Origin of the sequence: Succiniclasticum ruminis DSM 9236, from assembly GCF_900112895.1 — a bacterium.
Classification (GTDB): domain Bacteria; phylum Bacillota; class Negativicutes; order Acidaminococcales; family Acidaminococcaceae; genus Succiniclasticum; species Succiniclasticum ruminis.
Window position 1 is genome coordinate 20,019 of sequence record NZ_FONL01000017.1, and the last position, 15,676, is coordinate 35,694.

The following is a 15,676-nucleotide window of genomic DNA, read 5'->3' on the forward strand; positions in this document are numbered from 1 at the left end:
CTCAGTCCATTTTCTTAAAAGCTTCCGTCAGCGGCGGAATTACCTGCTTTTTCCGGCTCAGTACGCCCGGCAGATGATAGTACCCCGCAGCGTCCCGGTCGCCAAAAGCCAGATCCAGCACACTGTCCCGGCAGCCCGCCTCCAGAAGATCCGTAGCTTCGCCCAGCACGTCCGTCACCATCAGCAGCGACATATCATAGTTTTCTCGTTTTCTGAATTCGTCCAGAGCCTTTTGCAATTCCGGAAGTTTTTCCATGGCCAGCTGCCGGTCCATAATATTAATCTGGCTCACCGTGACCCGCACATCCCCGAAATCAAACTCCTTGAAGTCGTTGCGGATAATATCTGCCGGAGCCATGGTGTTCAGCACGCTCCCGGCCCGCAGCAGCTGCATGGCAAAGTCTTCCGGGTCTTCAATGCCCGCCTGTACTGCCAGCCGTTTGGCCGCGGCCCGGTCCGCCTCCGTCGTAGTAGGGGAACGGAAATACAACGTATCCGAAACCATAGCGGCAAACAGGATGCCCGCAATATTAGGCGGCATGCCTATGTCATGGTTCCACATCATGTTGGCGATAATCGTAGCCGTGGAACCTACCGGTTCCTGCCGGATGTAAATCGGCGCACCGGTAGTAAGGCCCCCCAGCCGGTGGTGGTCGATAATCTCCAGGATCTGCGTTTCTTCAATGCCTTCCACCGCCTGGCTCCGCTCGTTGTGATCTACCAGGATGACCTGCTGCCGTTCCGGCTCCAGCATCATGCCCCGGTCGATGATTCCGATATATTTTCCCTTTCGCAGCACAGGATAGGTTACATATTTGGCCGAAAGGATTTTTTCCTTTACATCCGCCAACAGGTCCGTTTCATTGAAGCATACCACCGGGGACGTCATGATCAGCTTCGCGGGAATGCTCTGGTTGATCAGCCGCGCCGTGCGGTAACTGTCAAAGGGCGTAACGATAATCACGTCATCCCTTGCTTCCGCCAGCCGGATAATTTCCTCCGAAACATCGGTATTTCTGGTCAGCACCAGGCAGATGCCGCCGATTCCCAACAGTTCCTTCTGCACATCTTCCCGGTCCCCCAGGATGATCATATCCCCGGGCGCCACATCCGCCAGAATCGTCGCCGCCTGAGACGCGCCCAGCTTGATCTTGCCGGAAAAGGTTTTCCCGATATCCCCGCAAAGCAGCCTGCCTTCCAGCGTACTGACAATATTGGCATAGCTGACGGAACCATCCTCCAGTTCCTTGATGGATTCCTCTTCGTAATAACGTTTGGCCAAATCGCCTACCGTGATGATGCCGGTCACATTTCCCTCTGTGTCCAACACCGGCACGGACTTCAGCCGGGGATTTTCCACAAACAACTTGCCTGCTTCCCGCAGCGTAGCCTGCATGCCCACGGCCGGCGCCTGCAGAAGCCTGATATCTTCCAGGGAAGGATAAAAATAATTAATCAGCCGGGGCGCCGGAATTTTAAAATAATCCAGTACGAACTCCGTTTCCGGATTCAGTTTGCCCGCACGGGCCGGTTCCGCATTCCAGCCCTGCTGCTTTTTCAGATAGGCATAGGCAATAGCCGAGCAGACCGAGTCGGTATCCGGATGCTGGTGACCGATGATAAGAACAGGTTTATTCATAACTGCCTCCCTGACACTGCTAAAACTTAATTTAATATATTATTATACCATAAAAAAACGTCTGCACCTTACGATGCAGACATTTCTGTTTATAAAATCATCGGATGCAGCTCTTTTTTCACCGGGCATATTTTAGCTGTTCGGTTAAATCTCAATATTTACTGTTGTTTTCCTTTGACCTTCTGCCGGACAATTCATGCAGCAATTCTGCCGGAGTAATGCCGTGGTACGCCAGCAGCACCATGCAGTGATACCAGAGGTCGCTCATTTCGTAAATTACTTCCTGACGGCTGTTGTTCTTGGAAGCGATGATGGTCTCCGCCGACTCTTCGCCCACCTTCTTTAAAATCTTGTCCTGTCCTTTCATGAACAGGTACTTGGTATAACTCTTTTCGCCGCCGTGTTCCCGTTTGTACAGGATGACCCGGTACAGTTCTGCCAGAACGCCGTAGATGCTTTCGTTGTCCGGTTCCGGAACAGGCAGGTTTCTGCCTTCCCCTTCATTCCACAGGGGATTGAAGAAGCAGGAGCGATGCCCCGTATGGCAGGCTGCGCCTGTCTGATCCACTTTCACCAGCAAAGCATCCCCGTCACAATCATAGGTGATGGATTCCACTTTCTGCATGTGGCCGCTGGTAGCGCCCTTGTTCCACAATTCCTGACGGCTGCGGCTCCAGAACCAGGTATAGCCGGTTTCCACCGTCTTGGCCAGACTCTCGCCGTTCATATAGGCCAGCATCAGCACTTCATCACTGTACACATCCTGCACGATGGCAGGGATCAATCCCTTGTCATCAAATTTCAGATTAGAAAAATCAATTTTCATTACAGTCTCACCTCTACTCCTTTATCCCGCAGGTACTGTTTCACCTGCCGGATCGTAAACGTTTTGTAATGGAATACGGAAGCCGCCAGCACCGCATCTGCCTTTCCCAGCGCAAGCACATCATAAAAATGTTCCAGGGTACCGGCGCCGCCGCTGGCAATGACAGGCACGTTCACCGCTTCCGCCACTGCTCTCGTCAGGGGAATATCGTAACCGTTTTTGGTACCGTCCGCGTCCATGCTGGTCAGCAGGATCTCACCGGCCCCCAGGTTCACCGCTTTCTTCACCCATTCCAGACAGTCGAGCCCCGTAGGCGTCCTGCCGCCGTTCACATAAATTTCCCAACGGTCCGTGCCGCAGCGTTTTGCGTCGACTGCCAGCACAATGCACTGACTGCCGAACAGTTCCGCACCCCGGGCGATCAGGTCCGGATTTTTTACCGCCGCCGTATTCAGCGAAGTTTTGTCCGCTCCCGCATTCAGACAGTTGCGGATGTCTTCCACGGTACTGATGCCGCCGCCCACCGTCAGGGGCATAAACGCCTTGCCCGCCGTCCGGTTGATGACATCCAGCATGGACTTGCGTTTTTCCACGCTGGCGGTGATATCCAGAAACACCAGCTCATCCGCGCCTTCCCTGTCATAGACGGAAGCCAGCTCCACCGGGTCGCCTGCGTCCCGCAGACCTACAAAATTCGTGCCTTTTACGACCCGCCCTTCTTTTACGTCCAGGCAGGGAATGATTCGTTTGGTCAGCATGTTGTTCCCCTTTACTATTATAGCAAACTTAGCTTTGTGAAACCATGCGCAGCGGCTCGATTTCGCAGTTATTTCAGAATTAGCAACCCTCTCCGGCTGCTGCCGAATTGTTACGCTTTGCCTTTGGCCACAGCCAGTGCTTCTTTTAAATCCACTTTGCCGGCATACAGCGCTTTTCCGATTATCACGCCTTCAATACCGTCCTGCTCACGGGCCATAACCTTTTTCACATCTTCAATCGAAGCCACGCCGCCGCTGGCAATAACTTTCACGCCGCTGGCTTTAGCCAGTTCTGCCGTCGCTTCCACATTCACGCCCTGCAGTTTTCCGTCCCGGCTGATATCCGTAAAAATAATATGCCGGATACCGATTTCCGCCATCCGCTTTCCCAGCTCCAGATAATTCATACCGCCGGAAACGCCCCAGCCTTCCACAGCCACTTCACCGTTTTTTGCATCAATGCCCGCTACCGCCTGACCGGGAAAATATTTACAGATTTCCCGGGTTTCCGCCGGATTCCGGGCTGCCAGACTGCCTAAAATGACCCGGGTCACGCCCAGATCCAGCATGCGGGATACCGCGTGCAAATCGCGGATGCCTCCGCCTACTTCCACTTTCATGTTACCGGCCTTCGCCAGAATACGCCGGATCACTTCCAGATTCCGGCTTTCCCCGGCCAAAGCACCGTCCAAATCTACCACGTGGAGAAATTCCGCTCCCGCGTCCCGGAACTGTTCCGCCACGGCAGCCGGATCATCCGCATACACCGTTTCCTGTTTAAAATCGCCTTCCACCAGGCGCACTGCTTTTCCATTCCGCAAATCAATTGCAGGAAAAATAATCATAGTGTCTCTTCTTTCTGATAAATTATAAATTCACAAACCGTTTCAGCATGGCAAGCCCCACTTCGCTGGATTTTTCCGGGTGAAACTGGACGCCGGAAACATTTCCCCTGCCTACGCTGGCCACAATTTCCGTTCCGTAATCACAGACGGAAGTGATCAGAGCCCTGTCCTCTGGCTGACAGCAATAGCTGTGCACAAAATACACATATTTTCCTTCACTGTCCGCCAGTAAAGGGGAAGAAGTCTTCAGGTTCAGCTGATTCCATCCCATGTGGGGTATTTTCAAAGACGTAGGAATCATTACAACCTTGCCAGGAAACACGCCCAGCCCTTTAACACCCGGCGCTTCTTCGCTTTCTTCAAACAGCACCTGCATTCCGAGACAAATACCGAGAAACGGTTTGTCCGCAGCAATATACTCTTTAATGACCGGAATGACTCCGGCTTTTTCCAGATTCGCCATGCAGTCGCCAAACGCACCCACACCCGGCAGAATCAGTTTTTCCGCCGCCGCAATAATTTCTTTATCGCCGGTAATAACGGGGTTGCCTCCTACCAGTGCCACAGCCTTGTTGACACTGTGCAGGTTCCCCAGGCCATAATCAACAATTACGACATTTTTATTGCTCATTGCCTAAACTCCCAAAAATCACAGCACGCCCTTGCTGCTCATAACGCCCTTCACCCGCGGATCCACGGCCGCCGCTTGCGCCACGGCACGGGCAAAGGCCTTGAAGATTGCTTCGATGATATGATGCACGTTGCTGCCGTACAGGACACGGATATGCAGCGTCAATCCGCAGTGCATGGCTACGGCGCGGAAAAATTCTTCCGTCATTTCCGTATCGTAATTTCCCAGTTTTATTTTCGGAATCTCTGCGCCGAAAACTAAAAACGGACGGCCGGAAAAATCCAGGCATGCCTGGGCCAGGGTTTCATCCATGGGGATAAAACAGTTACCGTAGCGGTGGATCCCGGCTTTGTCACCCAGCGCCTCCCGCAACGCTTCGCCCAACACAATACCGATATCTTCCACCGTGTGATGGCTGTCCACTTCCAGATCGCCTTTTGCTTTTACAGTCAAATCCATAAAACTGTGTTTGGCCAGCAGGGTCAGCATATGATCCAGAAAACCGATACCCGTTGCAATGTCGCATATCCCTTCTCCATCCAGTGTCAGTTTTACGGAAATCTGCGTCTCCGCCGTTTTTCTTTTTATCTCAGCACAGCGCGTCTTTTTCGTTTCAGTTGATTTGTTCATTTCCCAAACACTCCCTGCAAAGATTCTTGATTTTGTTCATCACGATGGCATTTTCTTCCGGCAGCCCGATGGTCTGGCGGATGCATCCCTGCAGAACCGGGTGCTCCGTAAAATCCCGCAGCAGGATTTTTTCCGCCAGCATAGCCTTAAAAATCATTTTACCGGCCTTCGTCGCCGCGCTGAAATTACTGTAACCGTATTTTTTTTCGTACGCGTCCGCAAGCATGGCCTGCAGTTTCCCCTCCGGACTGTAGCAGATAAAATTGGTTTCCGTAGGCCAGACTTTCATCCCCAGTTCTTTTAGTTCCGCAATCATCAGCGCCCGCTGGGAACGGATCTCTTCAATCTGCTCACGGAAATCTTCTTTATGACGGTAGCAAACCTCTGCTGCCATGAGAGAATATGCGTTCACATGATAGGGCAGTAGCGTCTTCCCTAAAATGCGGCTCAGGGAAATGCTGCCTACAGAATACCCGACCCGCATACCGGCCAGGCTGTAGGCTTTGGAAAAAGTCCGGTAAACGAGGAAATTATTGTATTTGTTTAACAGCGCCAGGGCCGAACCTGCCACCAGTTTCAACTGGCTCAGGGGGCGCAGGTCCCGGGGATCCACCCCTTCCCCTCTGGCAAATTCCATATACGCTTCATCTACGATAACAGGACACTCTACGTTGGCAATGATTTGTTCAATCACTGACAGTGGATTGTAATTTCCCGTCGGATTGTTGGGATTGTTGAGAATCAGCAGATTAGGACGGTTCTCTTTACAGAAATCAATGACCGATTCCGCATCCAGAAAACCTTCCACGTTCAGAGGATAACGCAATACTTCGCTGTCCGACATCTGGGCGTAAACGCCGTACATGGAAAAAGACGGATAAGGTACCGCAATCTTCTTCCCTGCTCCGCCAAAAGCATAGCAGGCCATCTGCAACAGTTCACTGGAGCCGTTGCCGACGCGTACTTTGTCAATATCAACACCCAGTGTTTCCGCAATAAGGTTGCACAGGGTCTCGCATTTTATCGGCGGATACCGGTTAAACAAAAAACTTTTTGTCTTTTCTTCAATTTCCTGCTGTATGGAAGCCGGAACCGGATAATTCGACTCGTTGGCGTTTACGATTATTTTTGCTTCTATCGTTTCTACTTCATATTCCTCCAGCCCGGCCAGGCTGGAACGAACCGCAATCTCAGGCACGTTGTTCACCCCTTATGTAACTATAAATGAAATTGGCAGGTAAGCCGCTTCTCTTCACAGATAATCAATTATTTACCTTTCCTGACGTTTCCGGATCGCATTGGCGTGAGCCCGCAGGCCTTCTGCTTCCGCCATGGCGATAATATCGTCCGCGGCTTCCAGCAATGCCTTGTTGGTATAAGCAATGATGCTGGTCTTTTTCATAAAGGTTTCCACGTTCAGAACACTGTAGAATTTCGCCGTACCACCGGTAGGCAATACATGGTTGGGTCCTGCAAAGTAGTCGCCCAAAGGCTCGGGAGAATCCGTGCCCAGAAACATCGCGCCACAGTTATGCAGCAGGGGCATCAGCTGGAAGGGTGCTTTTGTCATAACTTCCAGATGCTCCGGCGCACTGAGGTTGGCCATGGCCACCACGGTCTCCATGTTATTCGCCAGAATGATCTTGCCCATGGTTCTCAGGGACGCCGCAGCTATTTCTTCCCGGGGCAGTTCTTTCAACTGCACTTCCACTTCCGCCGCCACCGCTTTGGCGATACGCTCGCTGTCTGTAATCAAAATTGCGCTGGCCAGCGGATCGTGCTCTGCCTGGCTTAATAAATCGGCCGCCAGATAGACCGGATTGGCAGAATCGTCCGCCACGATCAAAATCTCGCTGGGTCCGGCCAGCATATCAATATCCACATGCCCATATACCGCTTTCTTTGCCAGCGTCACAAAAATATTGCCGGGGCCAGTGATCTTGTTCACCTTCGGAACTGTTGCCGTACCAAAAGCCAGCGCTGCAATGGCCTGGGCACCGCCCATTTTATAAATTTCGGTAATCCCGATTTTTTCTGCCGTTACCAGTACATAAGGATTCAGCTTTCCGTCCTTACCGGGAGGCGCTGCCATCACAATGCGGGGCACACCAGCTACTTTGGCCGGAACCGCGTTCATGATCACGCTGGAAGAATAGGCCGCCGTACCGCCGGGCACATAGATACCCACACTGTCCAGGGGCGTGATCTTCTGTCCCAGAATGCTGCCATGGGCCCGGTTGGTAATCCAGGATTTTGGCATCTGCTCCTCATGAAATTTTTTTACGTTCATGATTGCCCGGGTAAGGGAATCAACGACCTTGGGGTCTACCAATGTGCGGGCCTCGTCAAATTCCCGCTCCGTTACCCGCAGGGTTTCGGCGGTCAGACCCGCCCGGTCAATCGTGTTGGTGAAATACAACAGCGCTTCGTCCCCAACCCTGCGCACGTAGTCTACAATGCGGTCTACGATCTGCGCAGCCGTCAGGTGTTCGCCCCACATCTGATCGCAGGCTGCCTGTACGCCCGGTGAAAGCTCCGTTTCGTCAAAGGCTTTCTTTTTCAGAAGCGCAGCAATTTCCTCAGCATTCATTTTTCTTGCGTCAATTATATTCATTTTGCTTTTTTGTCTCCTTTTTCCGCTGCCAGTACGGCACGTAAATCCACGACCAGTTTATGCAGCCGTTCAAATTTCAGTTTGAAGCTGACCGGATTGGCAATCAGCCGTGCGGTGGAAGTAAAGATGCTGTCCACTTCCATCAGCTTGTTTTCTTTAATAGTGGTCCCTGTCTCTACAATATCCACAATCAGCTCCGACAACCCAATCAGTGGGCCCAGTTCGATGGAGCCGTTCAGTTTAACTATTTCCATCTGGATGCCCAGCTTATCAAAATATTCCCGGGCACAGCGGGGATATTTTGTTGCCACGCGCAAATGCGCGTAATCTTTTAGTTCCGACCGCTTCTTCGCTTCCGGCACCGCCATCATCAGACGGCATTTTCCAAAGCCCAGATCCAGCAGTTCGTACACGTCCTTCTGCTCTTCCAGCAGAACGTCCTTGCCGATAATGCCGATGTCCGCAGCGCCATACTCCACATAGGTCGGAAGATCCACCGTTTTGGTGATGATAAAACGCACCTTCGTTTCCTCATTCGCAATCACAAGCTTGCGGGAATTTTCCGAAACGCCTTCCGCGCTGTACCCTACTTTGGCCAACAGGTCCAGACTTCGTTTGAACAGTTTGCCCTTTGGCAGCGCTATGGTAATATATTCTTCCATGGTTTATTCTCCATTCCGGTCCTGTTTCGCCGTACTTCATGTAACAGAAAACACAACGATAATATTATCCGATGTATTTCCATGTACTGTAATGATTTTCCTGTACGGCCTGCTGCATTTCCGTTTCCGTCATAGCACGGTCAGCCAGCTTCACCCGTTTGCCTTCTTTACGGAGGGCACAGGCTGCACGGATACCTTCTGCGGTTTTTCCGCCCCCATAGGCAACAAACACGGTTTCCGGCCGTTCCGCAAACTGTTTCCCCTGCCGTTCCAACGTCAGGGCTATACGGTCAATGCCCAGGGCAAAACCGGTAGCGGGGCAGGGTTTCCCGAATCGCTGCATCATGTTGTCATAACGCCCGCCACCAATCAGGGAATATCCCATTCCGGCAGCATACCCCTCAAACAGCATACCCGTGTAGTAATCCAGACTGCGGGTCAGGCCCAGGTCAAAGCTCAGATACTGTTCCACTCCGTAGGCTTTGGCCAGTTCATAGATTTCCCGCAGGTTCTCCAGCGCATTCCAGCAACGACGGCTCAACACCCGCTTCTGCATATCTTCCAGCAACGCAATACCGCCATGCAGGAACAGCAATTCTTTAAAAATAAGGGCCAACTGTTCCGGAATTCTTGCTGCTTCCACGACATTTTCCAGTCCGGCCGCGTTGCGTCTGATCAGGCAATGCTTGATATCCTTTGCCTGTTCTTCCGTCAGCGTTGCCGCTTCAATCAACCCGTTGATAAACTCCATGTGGCCAAGGGTGATATTAAAATCTTTCAGGCCCGCTTCCATGAGGGTCGACACGGCCAGCGCAATGACTTCCGCATCGGCAGCCGCCCCGGCGGCCCCCATCATTTCGATACCGCACTGGGTAAATTCACATTGGCGGCCGGCCTGGGCCTCTTCGTAACGGAATAACTGAGCCCGGTATGATAACCGCTTCACGCTTTCATCTTTGCGCATCCGTGTGGCCACCATGCGGGCAATCGGTGTCGTCATATCCGTGCGGAGCATTAAAATGTTATCCTTGCGGTCAAAAAACTTAAACGCGCCCGCGCCGGGTTGTCCCATACCTGCAAACGTATCCAGATACTCGAAGGTCGGTGTCGCTACTTCGTCATACCCCCAAAGAGCAAACAGGTTGCATATCTTATCTTCCATCTGCCGGCGTGCCGCAGCCTCTCCCGGAAGCACGTCCCTTGTTCCATAGGGAACCTGCAATATTGCATCAGCCATTTTCCCGTACCGCTTTCTTTCTTTCGGCCCGTTCTTTTTCAAATTTAGCTTTACGTATCACTCTGGGTGACCGGGTCTCATGATGCTTTTTCTTCAAATTTGCCAATGCTGTTTCATAGCCGTCCTTACCATACACAAGGCATCGTTTCACGCGGGAAATCGTCGCTGTGCTGGCTCCCGTACGCTCCACGATATCCTCATATTTAACACCTTCATCCAGAAGCCTTGCTACTTCAAACCGCTGGGCCAGTGCCTTGAACTCGCTGATCGTACAGGCGTCTTCCAGAAAATTGGCAATCTGTTTCTCATTCTTCAGGGAAGCGATCGCTTCACACAGTTGTTCAGTCAGATGATTCTCAATTTTCTCAGCCATAATTAAAATCCTCCTTGCACGCAGAACCTTTTCTTTCAATTTCTTTTACAGTTCCTGCTTTCACATTATTCTCTTGTTTTATCTTTCTCATAGAACCGACTTTCCTCATTTGATAAAAATCATAAACAAAATTCGTTATTTATCAATTTACTACTTTATTGCGTGAAAGTCAATATCCACTTGCTGTTTTTACGAAAATTAAGAGATAATCCGTATTTTACGTAATATCTATTCCGGTAAACCTTGATCATTTCAACAAAATCACCATTAAAAACTATTATGAAACAAATATCCGGCGTCCGTCTTAATCAGGCGCCGGATATGGAATTTCACGTGGATACACAGATATGTAACTAACACGGATATGCAATTATATTTACGACAGCTTGTTCTTGTTCAGCTTGCGGCTCAGCGCGTTTCCAACAGTCTGCACACCCTGTACCATAACAATCAGGACAATGACCGTAGCAATCATCACATCCATCTGGAAGCGCTGGTAACCGTAACGGATCGCCAGGTCACCCAGTCCGCCACCGCCTAAAGCACCTGCCATTGCAGAAGCGCCTATTAACGCAATCAACGCCAGGGTAATTCCCAACACAATGGAATGCAATGACTCAGGAAGCATCACCTTGGAAATAATCTGCACAGGGCTCGCGCCCATGGACTGGGCTGCTTCAATTACGCCCCTGTCCACTTCCAACAGGGAAGATTCAATGACGCGGGCAATAAAGGGCGCCGCCGTAATAGTCAGCGGCACAATGGCTGCTGTTGTGCCAATGGAAGAACCCACGATCATGCGGGTAAAAGGAATAATAGCGACCATTAAAATGATAAACGGTGTGGAACGGGTCGCATTCACGATAGCGCCCAACACATTATGCACCACAGAATTCGGCATGATGTGGTCTTTACGGGTCACAGTCAGAATCACGCCGAGAGGCAGACCGATGAGCGTTGCCAGCACGATGGCGATCAGCACCATATAACAGGTTTCCCCCAGCGATTTCAAAAGCAAATCTATCATATTAGCCGACATAGCCGATCACCTCCACTTTTACTCCCGCATCTTTAGCATACTGAACGGAGTCTGCGATACCTTTTTCATCACCCATGATTTCTACCAGCAGCGTTCCGTAAGGAGTATCCTTCAGGTAATCCACTTTGCCGGAAATGATATTGACATCCACTCCGAATTTTTTGATCAGGGCAGAAACCAGCGGCTGATCTGCGCCGGTCTTCTTTTCCGTTTCATCCCCGCCTGCGCCGCTGTCCAGGAATGTCAGGTTAACCAGCAGCCTTGCGCCCGGAAAATACTTCTGTTTCATAGACTGCGTGTCAATAATCGGAGGAATTTTAATATCGTTGACAGTCTTGACAAATTCCTGCGTCGTTTCCATCTGCGGTTCCGTAAACACCTTATACATGGTGCCTTCCTCAATGATGACGCCGTTTTCAATAACCGCCACACGGTCACAGATTTCTTTCACCACTTCCATCTGGTGGGTAATCATGACAATGGTAAGATTCAGCCGTTTGTTGATATCCCGCAACAACTGTAAAATGGATTTTGTGGTCTGGGGGTCCAGTGCGGAAGTCGCTTCGTCTGACAGAAGCACTTTCGGATTAGAGGCCAGCGCCCGGGCAATACCAACCCGTTGCTTCTGACCTCCGGAAAGCTGGCTGGGATAATAATCCGCCCGGTCTCTCAGCTGTACCAGGTCCAGCAGTTCTCCTACCCGTTCCGCAATTTTTTCCTTAGGCAGGCCCTGGATCTCCAGCGGAAACGCGATATTATCAAATACGGTACGGGAAGCCAGCAGGTTAAAATGCTGGAAGATCATACCGATATTCTGCCGGGCTTTCCTGAGCTGGGCCTCGTTCATGGCAGTAAGTTCCTGTCCGTCCACAAAGACCTGTCCCCCCGTAGGCACTTCCAGCATATTGATACACCGGATCAGCGTGGATTTCCCGGCGCCGGATAAACCGATAATGCCAAAAATTTCTCCCTCTTTTACCTCAATATTCGTTTTCTTCAGGGCCGCAATGTCTCCGGCTTTGCTGAAATACGTTTTCTCTACGTTTACTAGCTTTATCATGCGTGTTTCCTTCTCTCTTCGCACCATTTACAATAAAATGCTTTTGCATAGTTTATCATGCTGAAATATTTATCGTTTCAGCATTCTGGTGCGTTTTTACCGAATAATTCATTTATATTTATAGTAATCTTTATTATTATAACGATTTTTGCGTAAAAATGCAAAACGAAATCCGCCTTCTTTACGAAAATTTTATTTAATTATCACTTTTTATTTTTCATTTTTAATTATTTGGCTTTTAATGTAAGAAATAATAAGGTATAATTAATTGGTACATAAAAAACACAATACAACAGGTCGTACTATAATGTTAAGAGGGGTCATTATCAGAGGAGGATTTTAGCATGCTGAAACTGGTTACCAAACGTTGTAAAGGCTGCGGCATCTGCGTAAACTTCTGTCCCAAAAAGGTATTGGAAGTTACGGAAGTAGGCAAGTGCGCCATTATTAAAGACAAAGAAAAAGACTGTATCCGGTGCGGACAGTGCGAGATGCGCTGCCCCGACTACGCAATTTTTGTGGAAAAGTAAAGGAGTGAGATGTTATGTCCAGAGTATTACTGTTGCAAGGCAACCAGGCAGTAGTAGAAGGCGCCATCGCGGCCGGCGTTAAATTTTACGGCGGCTATCCCATCACCCCTTCTACGGAAATTGCCGAACAGTTAGCAGCCCGTCTGCCCCAGGTCGGCGGCAAATTTATGCAGACAGAAGATGAAATCGCCGGGTTAGGCGCAGCCATCGGCGCCTCCATGGGCGGCAAAAAAGCCATGACCGCCACCAGCGGTCCCGGCTTCTCCCTGAAGCAGGAAATGTTAGGCCTGGCCTGCACGGCGGAAATCCCTGTAGTCCTCGTAGACGTACAGCGGGTAGGCCCGGCTACCGGCCAGCCCACCAGCCCTGCCCAGGGCGAAGTGATGATGACCCGCTGGGGAACCCACGGCGACCACTGGGTCATCGTGGTATCGCCCTCCAGCGTGCCGGAATGCTTCTGGCTCACCATCCGCGCGGTTAACCTGGCGGAAAAATACCGCGTGCCCGTTATCATTTTAATGGACGAAGTCATCGGCCATATGCGGGAAAAAATTGAACTGCCGGATGACTACAGCACGGTAGAAACCGTGGACCGGATACGTCCCACCTGCAAACCGGAAGAGTATCTGGCTTACGGCACCACGGAAGACAATCTGGTTCCTGCCATGGCGGATTACGGCAGCGGCTACCGCTGGCACGTCACCGGCCTGATCCACGACGAGACCGGGTTCCCGAAAGGCACGCCGGCCGGCACGGTCAACGCCCTGAACCGCCTGCATGATAAAATTTATAATAACCTGGCAGATATCGTTACGTTTGAAAACTATAAGATGGACGACGCGGAATTCGCTGTTCTTTCCTTCGGCGGCGCGGCCCGTACCGCTTACGAAGCAGTAGACATGGCCCGGGCTGAAGGACTGAAAGTCGGTTTCTTCCGTCCCATCACCATCTGGCCTTTCCCGGAAAAAGAAGTGAAAGAGCTGGCAGGCAAAGTAAAAGGCATTTTAGTGCATGAGCTGAACTACGGCCAGTATGTGCTGGAAGTAGAACGGGTCGTAGCAGGCAAATGCCCTGTCACCCTGTACGGCAAGTACGACAACGAATCCGCAACGCCGCAGGAACTTCTGGCGGAAATCAAAAAGGCCATGGGCCGGTAAGGGAAAGGAGATAAGACCATGGGAATGGAACAATTAGTTGAGAAATATTTTCGCCCGGGCCGCCTGCCCCACATCTGGTGCCCCGGCTGCGGCAACGGCGTCATCACGGGCGCAATTGTAAAAGCGGTGGATAAGCAGGGCTTGTCCAAAGACGAAGTCGCTTTAATTTCCGGTATCGGCTGCTCCAGCCGCTCTTCCGGGTATCTGGATTTTAATACAGCCAACACCTTACACGGACGGGCACTGCCCATCGCCAGCGGCCTGAAGATGGCGAATCCCGCTTTAAAGGTTATTGTTGCCAGCGGCGACGGTGACTGCACAGCCATCGGCGGCAACCACCTGATTCATGCGGCACGCCGCAACATTGATTTAACATTAGTAGTATATAACAACAGCATCTATGGCATGACCGGCGGCCAGTATTCGCCCATGACCCCCAAAGGATCCAAAGCGACTACGGCTCCGTACCTGACCATCGAACCTTCCTTCAATCTGCTGGAACTGGCAAAAGCAGCCGGCGCCACCTTCTGCGCACGGGCTACCACCTTCCATGTACCTCTGATGGTAGACGTGATTGCCAAAGGCATCGCCCACAAAGGCTTCTCCATCATCGAATGCGTATCGGCCTGCCCCATCAACTTCGGACGTCAGAACAAAGCGGGCACACCGGCCAAAATGATGGAATGGCAGCGGGACCACGGCGTAATGAAAGCAGCCTGGGACAAGATGGACGAAGAGAAAAAAGCCGAAGCCATCGCAGCGGGCAAATTCCCCATCGGCGTACTGTTTGAAACCAACGACGTACAGGAATATACCGAAGCCTATGATGAAGTCATCCGGCGCGCACAGGGAGGGAAATAATCATGAAACATAATTTTAGATTTTCCGGAACCGGCGGCCAGGGCCTGATCACAGCCGGTATCATCTTAGCGGAAGCAGCGATCCTCGACGGCAAAGAAGCCATCCAGTCCCAGTCCTACGGACCGGAAGCCCGGGGCGGTTCTTCCAAAGCGGAAGCCATCATCTCCGACGACAAAATTTATTTTGGCCGGGTTACCTGCCCGGATGTATTGCTGGCCATGAGCCAGGAAGCGGCAAACAAGTATACCAAGGACTGCGGCAAAGACAGTATCGTTATCACGGATTCCCTGTTTGTTAAAGAAGTACCCGGAACCTACAAAGAGCGGATTGACCTGCCCATCACCCACACGGCAATCGGCGCCTGTGGCAAATCCTTATTCGCCAACATCGTAGCGTTAGGGGCTGTTGTAGCCTTAACCCACTGCGTATCCGACGAAGCGCTGGAAAAGGCTGTGCTGAACCGTGTTCCCAAAGGAACAGAAGAAGCGAATAAAAAAGCCTTGCAGGCAGGCAAAGAACTGATTACTAAACGGTAAAATCGCTTCCACCCCTTCAAGGGGTGGTTCGCTTAGCCCTATAAGGGCCCAACACAGGCCAGCGCCTAAATGACGCTGGCTTTCACTTTGTTCAAGCCGCAGTGGTATGACTACTTGCTACCCTTAAAAGGGTCTTCGTATTCTTTACTGAATAACGAATCTTCCATTTGATCCATCTTATCCTGTTCCCGGATATATTTCTGTATGGTTTGCGCATTCAGCCCTACCGTACTAACGTAATATCCGGTTGCCCAGAATTTTCGATTTCCAAATTTATA

The 15,676-nt window shown here is 51.1% G+C and carries 17 protein-coding genes and 1 pseudogene; 4 read left to right on the plus strand and 14 right to left on the minus strand.

Annotated features, from left to right (window positions below; genetic code table 11):
- Position 1: 1 nt before the first annotated feature.
- The 13 genes from BM159_RS09830 to BM159_RS09890 form a co-directional block, all read right to left on the minus strand.
- Complete coding sequence (locus tag BM159_RS09830) at positions 2 to 1,639, minus strand: putative manganese-dependent inorganic diphosphatase (protein ID WP_093914062.1); 1,638 nt, start codon at positions 1,637 to 1,639, stop codon at positions 2 to 4.
- A 151-nt stretch (positions 1,640 to 1,790) separates the two neighbouring features.
- The gene (gene hisIE / locus BM159_RS09835; protein WP_093729848.1) at positions 1,791 to 2,465 is read right to left on the minus strand and encodes a bifunctional phosphoribosyl-AMP cyclohydrolase/phosphoribosyl-ATP diphosphatase HisIE; all 675 of its coding nucleotides are present in this window, start codon (positions 2,463 to 2,465) and stop codon (positions 1,791 to 1,793) included.
- Positions 2,465 to 3,223 carry an imidazole glycerol phosphate synthase subunit HisF gene (gene hisF, locus BM159_RS09840; protein WP_093914063.1) on the minus strand — a complete coding sequence of 253 codons (759 nt, stop codon included), beginning with the start codon at positions 3,221 to 3,223 and terminating at the stop codon, positions 2,465 to 2,467. The genes hisIE and hisF overlap by 1 nt, the downstream gene beginning before the upstream one ends.
- A 110-nt stretch (positions 3,224 to 3,333) precedes the next feature.
- A complete protein-coding gene (gene hisA, locus BM159_RS09845; RefSeq protein ID WP_093914064.1) occupies positions 3,334 to 4,068 on the minus strand; it encodes a 1-(5-phosphoribosyl)-5-[(5-phosphoribosylamino)methylideneamino]imidazole-4-carboxamide isomerase in 735 nt (244 codons plus the stop codon).
- Positions 4,069 to 4,090: 22 nt separating this feature from the next.
- Positions 4,091 to 4,699: an imidazole glycerol phosphate synthase subunit HisH gene (gene hisH / locus BM159_RS09850; protein ID WP_093914065.1), complete on the minus strand. Its 609-nt coding sequence runs from the start codon at positions 4,697 to 4,699 to the stop codon at positions 4,091 to 4,093.
- 18 nt (positions 4,700 to 4,717) lie between these two features.
- Entirely contained in the window at positions 4,718 to 5,329 is a 612-nt protein-coding gene (gene hisB / locus BM159_RS09855; protein WP_093914066.1) for an imidazoleglycerol-phosphate dehydratase HisB, read from the minus strand.
- On the minus strand, positions 5,313 to 6,536 hold the full coding sequence (locus BM159_RS09860; protein ID WP_093914067.1) for a pyridoxal phosphate-dependent aminotransferase: 1,224 nt from the start codon (positions 6,534 to 6,536) through the stop codon (positions 5,313 to 5,315). The genes hisB and BM159_RS09860 overlap by 17 nt, the downstream gene beginning before the upstream one ends.
- A gap of 63 nt (positions 6,537 to 6,599) precedes the next feature.
- Positions 6,600 to 7,943 (minus strand): histidinol dehydrogenase, encoded by a 1,344-nt coding sequence (gene hisD / locus BM159_RS09865; RefSeq protein WP_093914068.1) that lies wholly within the window; start codon positions 7,941 to 7,943, stop codon positions 6,600 to 6,602.
- On the minus strand, positions 7,940 to 8,605 hold the full coding sequence (gene hisG, locus BM159_RS09870) for an ATP phosphoribosyltransferase (protein WP_093914069.1): 666 nt from the start codon (positions 8,603 to 8,605) through the stop codon (positions 7,940 to 7,942). Before hisG ends, hisD begins: the two co-directional genes overlap by 4 nt.
- Positions 8,606 to 8,669: 64 nt before the next feature.
- The gene (gene hisZ / locus BM159_RS09875) at positions 8,670 to 9,842 is read right to left on the minus strand and encodes an ATP phosphoribosyltransferase regulatory subunit (protein WP_093914070.1); all 1,173 of its coding nucleotides are present in this window, start codon (positions 9,840 to 9,842) and stop codon (positions 8,670 to 8,672) included.
- The gene (locus BM159_RS09880) at positions 9,835 to 10,215 is read right to left on the minus strand and encodes a YerC/YecD family TrpR-related protein (protein ID WP_093914071.1); all 381 of its coding nucleotides are present in this window, start codon (positions 10,213 to 10,215) and stop codon (positions 9,835 to 9,837) included. Before BM159_RS09880 ends, hisZ begins: the two co-directional genes overlap by 8 nt.
- A gap of 376 nt (positions 10,216 to 10,591) precedes the next feature.
- The gene (locus tag BM159_RS09885; RefSeq protein WP_093914072.1) at positions 10,592 to 11,254 is read right to left on the minus strand and encodes a methionine ABC transporter permease; all 663 of its coding nucleotides are present in this window, start codon (positions 11,252 to 11,254) and stop codon (positions 10,592 to 10,594) included.
- On the minus strand, positions 11,244 to 12,314 hold the full coding sequence (locus BM159_RS09890) for a methionine ABC transporter ATP-binding protein (RefSeq protein ID WP_093914073.1): 1,071 nt from the start codon (positions 12,312 to 12,314) through the stop codon (positions 11,244 to 11,246). The genes BM159_RS09885 and BM159_RS09890 overlap by 11 nt, the downstream gene beginning before the upstream one ends.
- A 344-nt stretch (positions 12,315 to 12,658) precedes the next feature.
- Between BM159_RS09890 and BM159_RS09895 the strand changes: the two genes are divergently transcribed.
- Genes BM159_RS09895 through BM159_RS09910 form a run of 4 tightly spaced genes read left to right on the plus strand, consistent with a single transcriptional unit; the run spans position 12,659 to position 15,398 of the window.
- Positions 12,659 to 12,844: a 4Fe-4S dicluster domain-containing protein gene (locus BM159_RS09895; RefSeq protein ID WP_093914074.1), complete on the plus strand. Its 186-nt coding sequence runs from the start codon at positions 12,659 to 12,661 to the stop codon at positions 12,842 to 12,844.
- A gap of 14 nt (positions 12,845 to 12,858) precedes the next feature.
- The gene (locus tag BM159_RS09900) at positions 12,859 to 14,001 is read left to right on the plus strand and encodes a 2-oxoacid:acceptor oxidoreductase subunit alpha (protein ID WP_093914075.1); all 1,143 of its coding nucleotides are present in this window, start codon (positions 12,859 to 12,861) and stop codon (positions 13,999 to 14,001) included.
- A gap of 24 nt (positions 14,002 to 14,025) precedes the next feature.
- Entirely contained in the window at positions 14,026 to 14,862 is an 837-nt protein-coding gene (locus BM159_RS09905; protein ID WP_093729937.1) for a thiamine pyrophosphate-dependent enzyme, read from the plus strand.
- A 2-nt stretch (positions 14,863 to 14,864) separates the two neighbouring features.
- On the plus strand, positions 14,865 to 15,398 hold the full coding sequence (locus BM159_RS09910) for a 2-oxoacid:acceptor oxidoreductase family protein (protein ID WP_093914076.1): 534 nt from the start codon (positions 14,865 to 14,867) through the stop codon (positions 15,396 to 15,398).
- A gap of 110 nt (positions 15,399 to 15,508) precedes the next feature.
- Here the strand turns inward: BM159_RS09910 and BM159_RS09915 are convergent.
- A pseudogene (locus BM159_RS09915) lies at positions 15,509 to 15,676 on the minus strand (IS200/IS605 family transposase); the annotation flags it as partial.

Coding starts and splice junctions, on each gene's coding strand:
- BM159_RS09830 (WP_093914062.1), bottom strand. CDS start 1,639: ATGAATAAACCTGTTCTTATCATCGGTCACCAGCATCCGGATACCGAC.
- hisIE (WP_093729848.1), bottom strand. CDS start 2,465: ATGAAAATTGATTTTTCTAATCTGAAATTTGATGACAAGGGATTGATC.
- hisF (WP_093914063.1), bottom strand. CDS start 3,223: ATGCTGACCAAACGAATCATTCCCTGCCTGGACGTAAAAGAAGGGCGG.
- hisA (WP_093914064.1), bottom strand. CDS start 4,068: ATGATTATTTTTCCTGCAATTGATTTGCGGAATGGAAAAGCAGTGCGC.
- hisH (WP_093914065.1), bottom strand. CDS start 4,699: ATGAGCAATAAAAATGTCGTAATTGTTGATTATGGCCTGGGGAACCTG.
- hisB (WP_093914066.1), bottom strand. CDS start 5,329: ATGAACAAATCAACTGAAACGAAAAAGACGCGCTGTGCTGAGATAAAA.
- hisD (WP_093914068.1), bottom strand. CDS start 7,943: ATGAATATAATTGACGCAAGAAAAATGAATGCTGAGGAAATTGCTGCG.
- hisG (WP_093914069.1), bottom strand. CDS start 8,605: ATGGAAGAATATATTACCATAGCGCTGCCAAAGGGCAAACTGTTCAAA.
- hisZ (WP_093914070.1), bottom strand. CDS start 9,842: ATGGCTGATGCAATATTGCAGGTTCCCTATGGAACAAGGGACGTGCTT.
- BM159_RS09880 (WP_093914071.1), bottom strand. CDS start 10,215: ATGGCTGAGAAAATTGAGAATCATCTGACTGAACAACTGTGTGAAGCG.
- BM159_RS09885 (WP_093914072.1), bottom strand. CDS start 11,254: ATGTCGGCTAATATGATAGATTTGCTTTTGAAATCGCTGGGGGAAACC.
- BM159_RS09890 (WP_093914073.1), bottom strand. CDS start 12,314: ATGATAAAGCTAGTAAACGTAGAGAAAACGTATTTCAGCAAAGCCGGA.
- BM159_RS09895 (WP_093914074.1), top strand. CDS start 12,659: ATGCTGAAACTGGTTACCAAACGTTGTAAAGGCTGCGGCATCTGCGTA.
- BM159_RS09900 (WP_093914075.1), top strand. CDS start 12,859: ATGTCCAGAGTATTACTGTTGCAAGGCAACCAGGCAGTAGTAGAAGGC.
- BM159_RS09905 (WP_093729937.1), top strand. CDS start 14,026: ATGGAACAATTAGTTGAGAAATATTTTCGCCCGGGCCGCCTGCCCCAC.
- BM159_RS09910 (WP_093914076.1), top strand. CDS start 14,865: ATGAAACATAATTTTAGATTTTCCGGAACCGGCGGCCAGGGCCTGATC.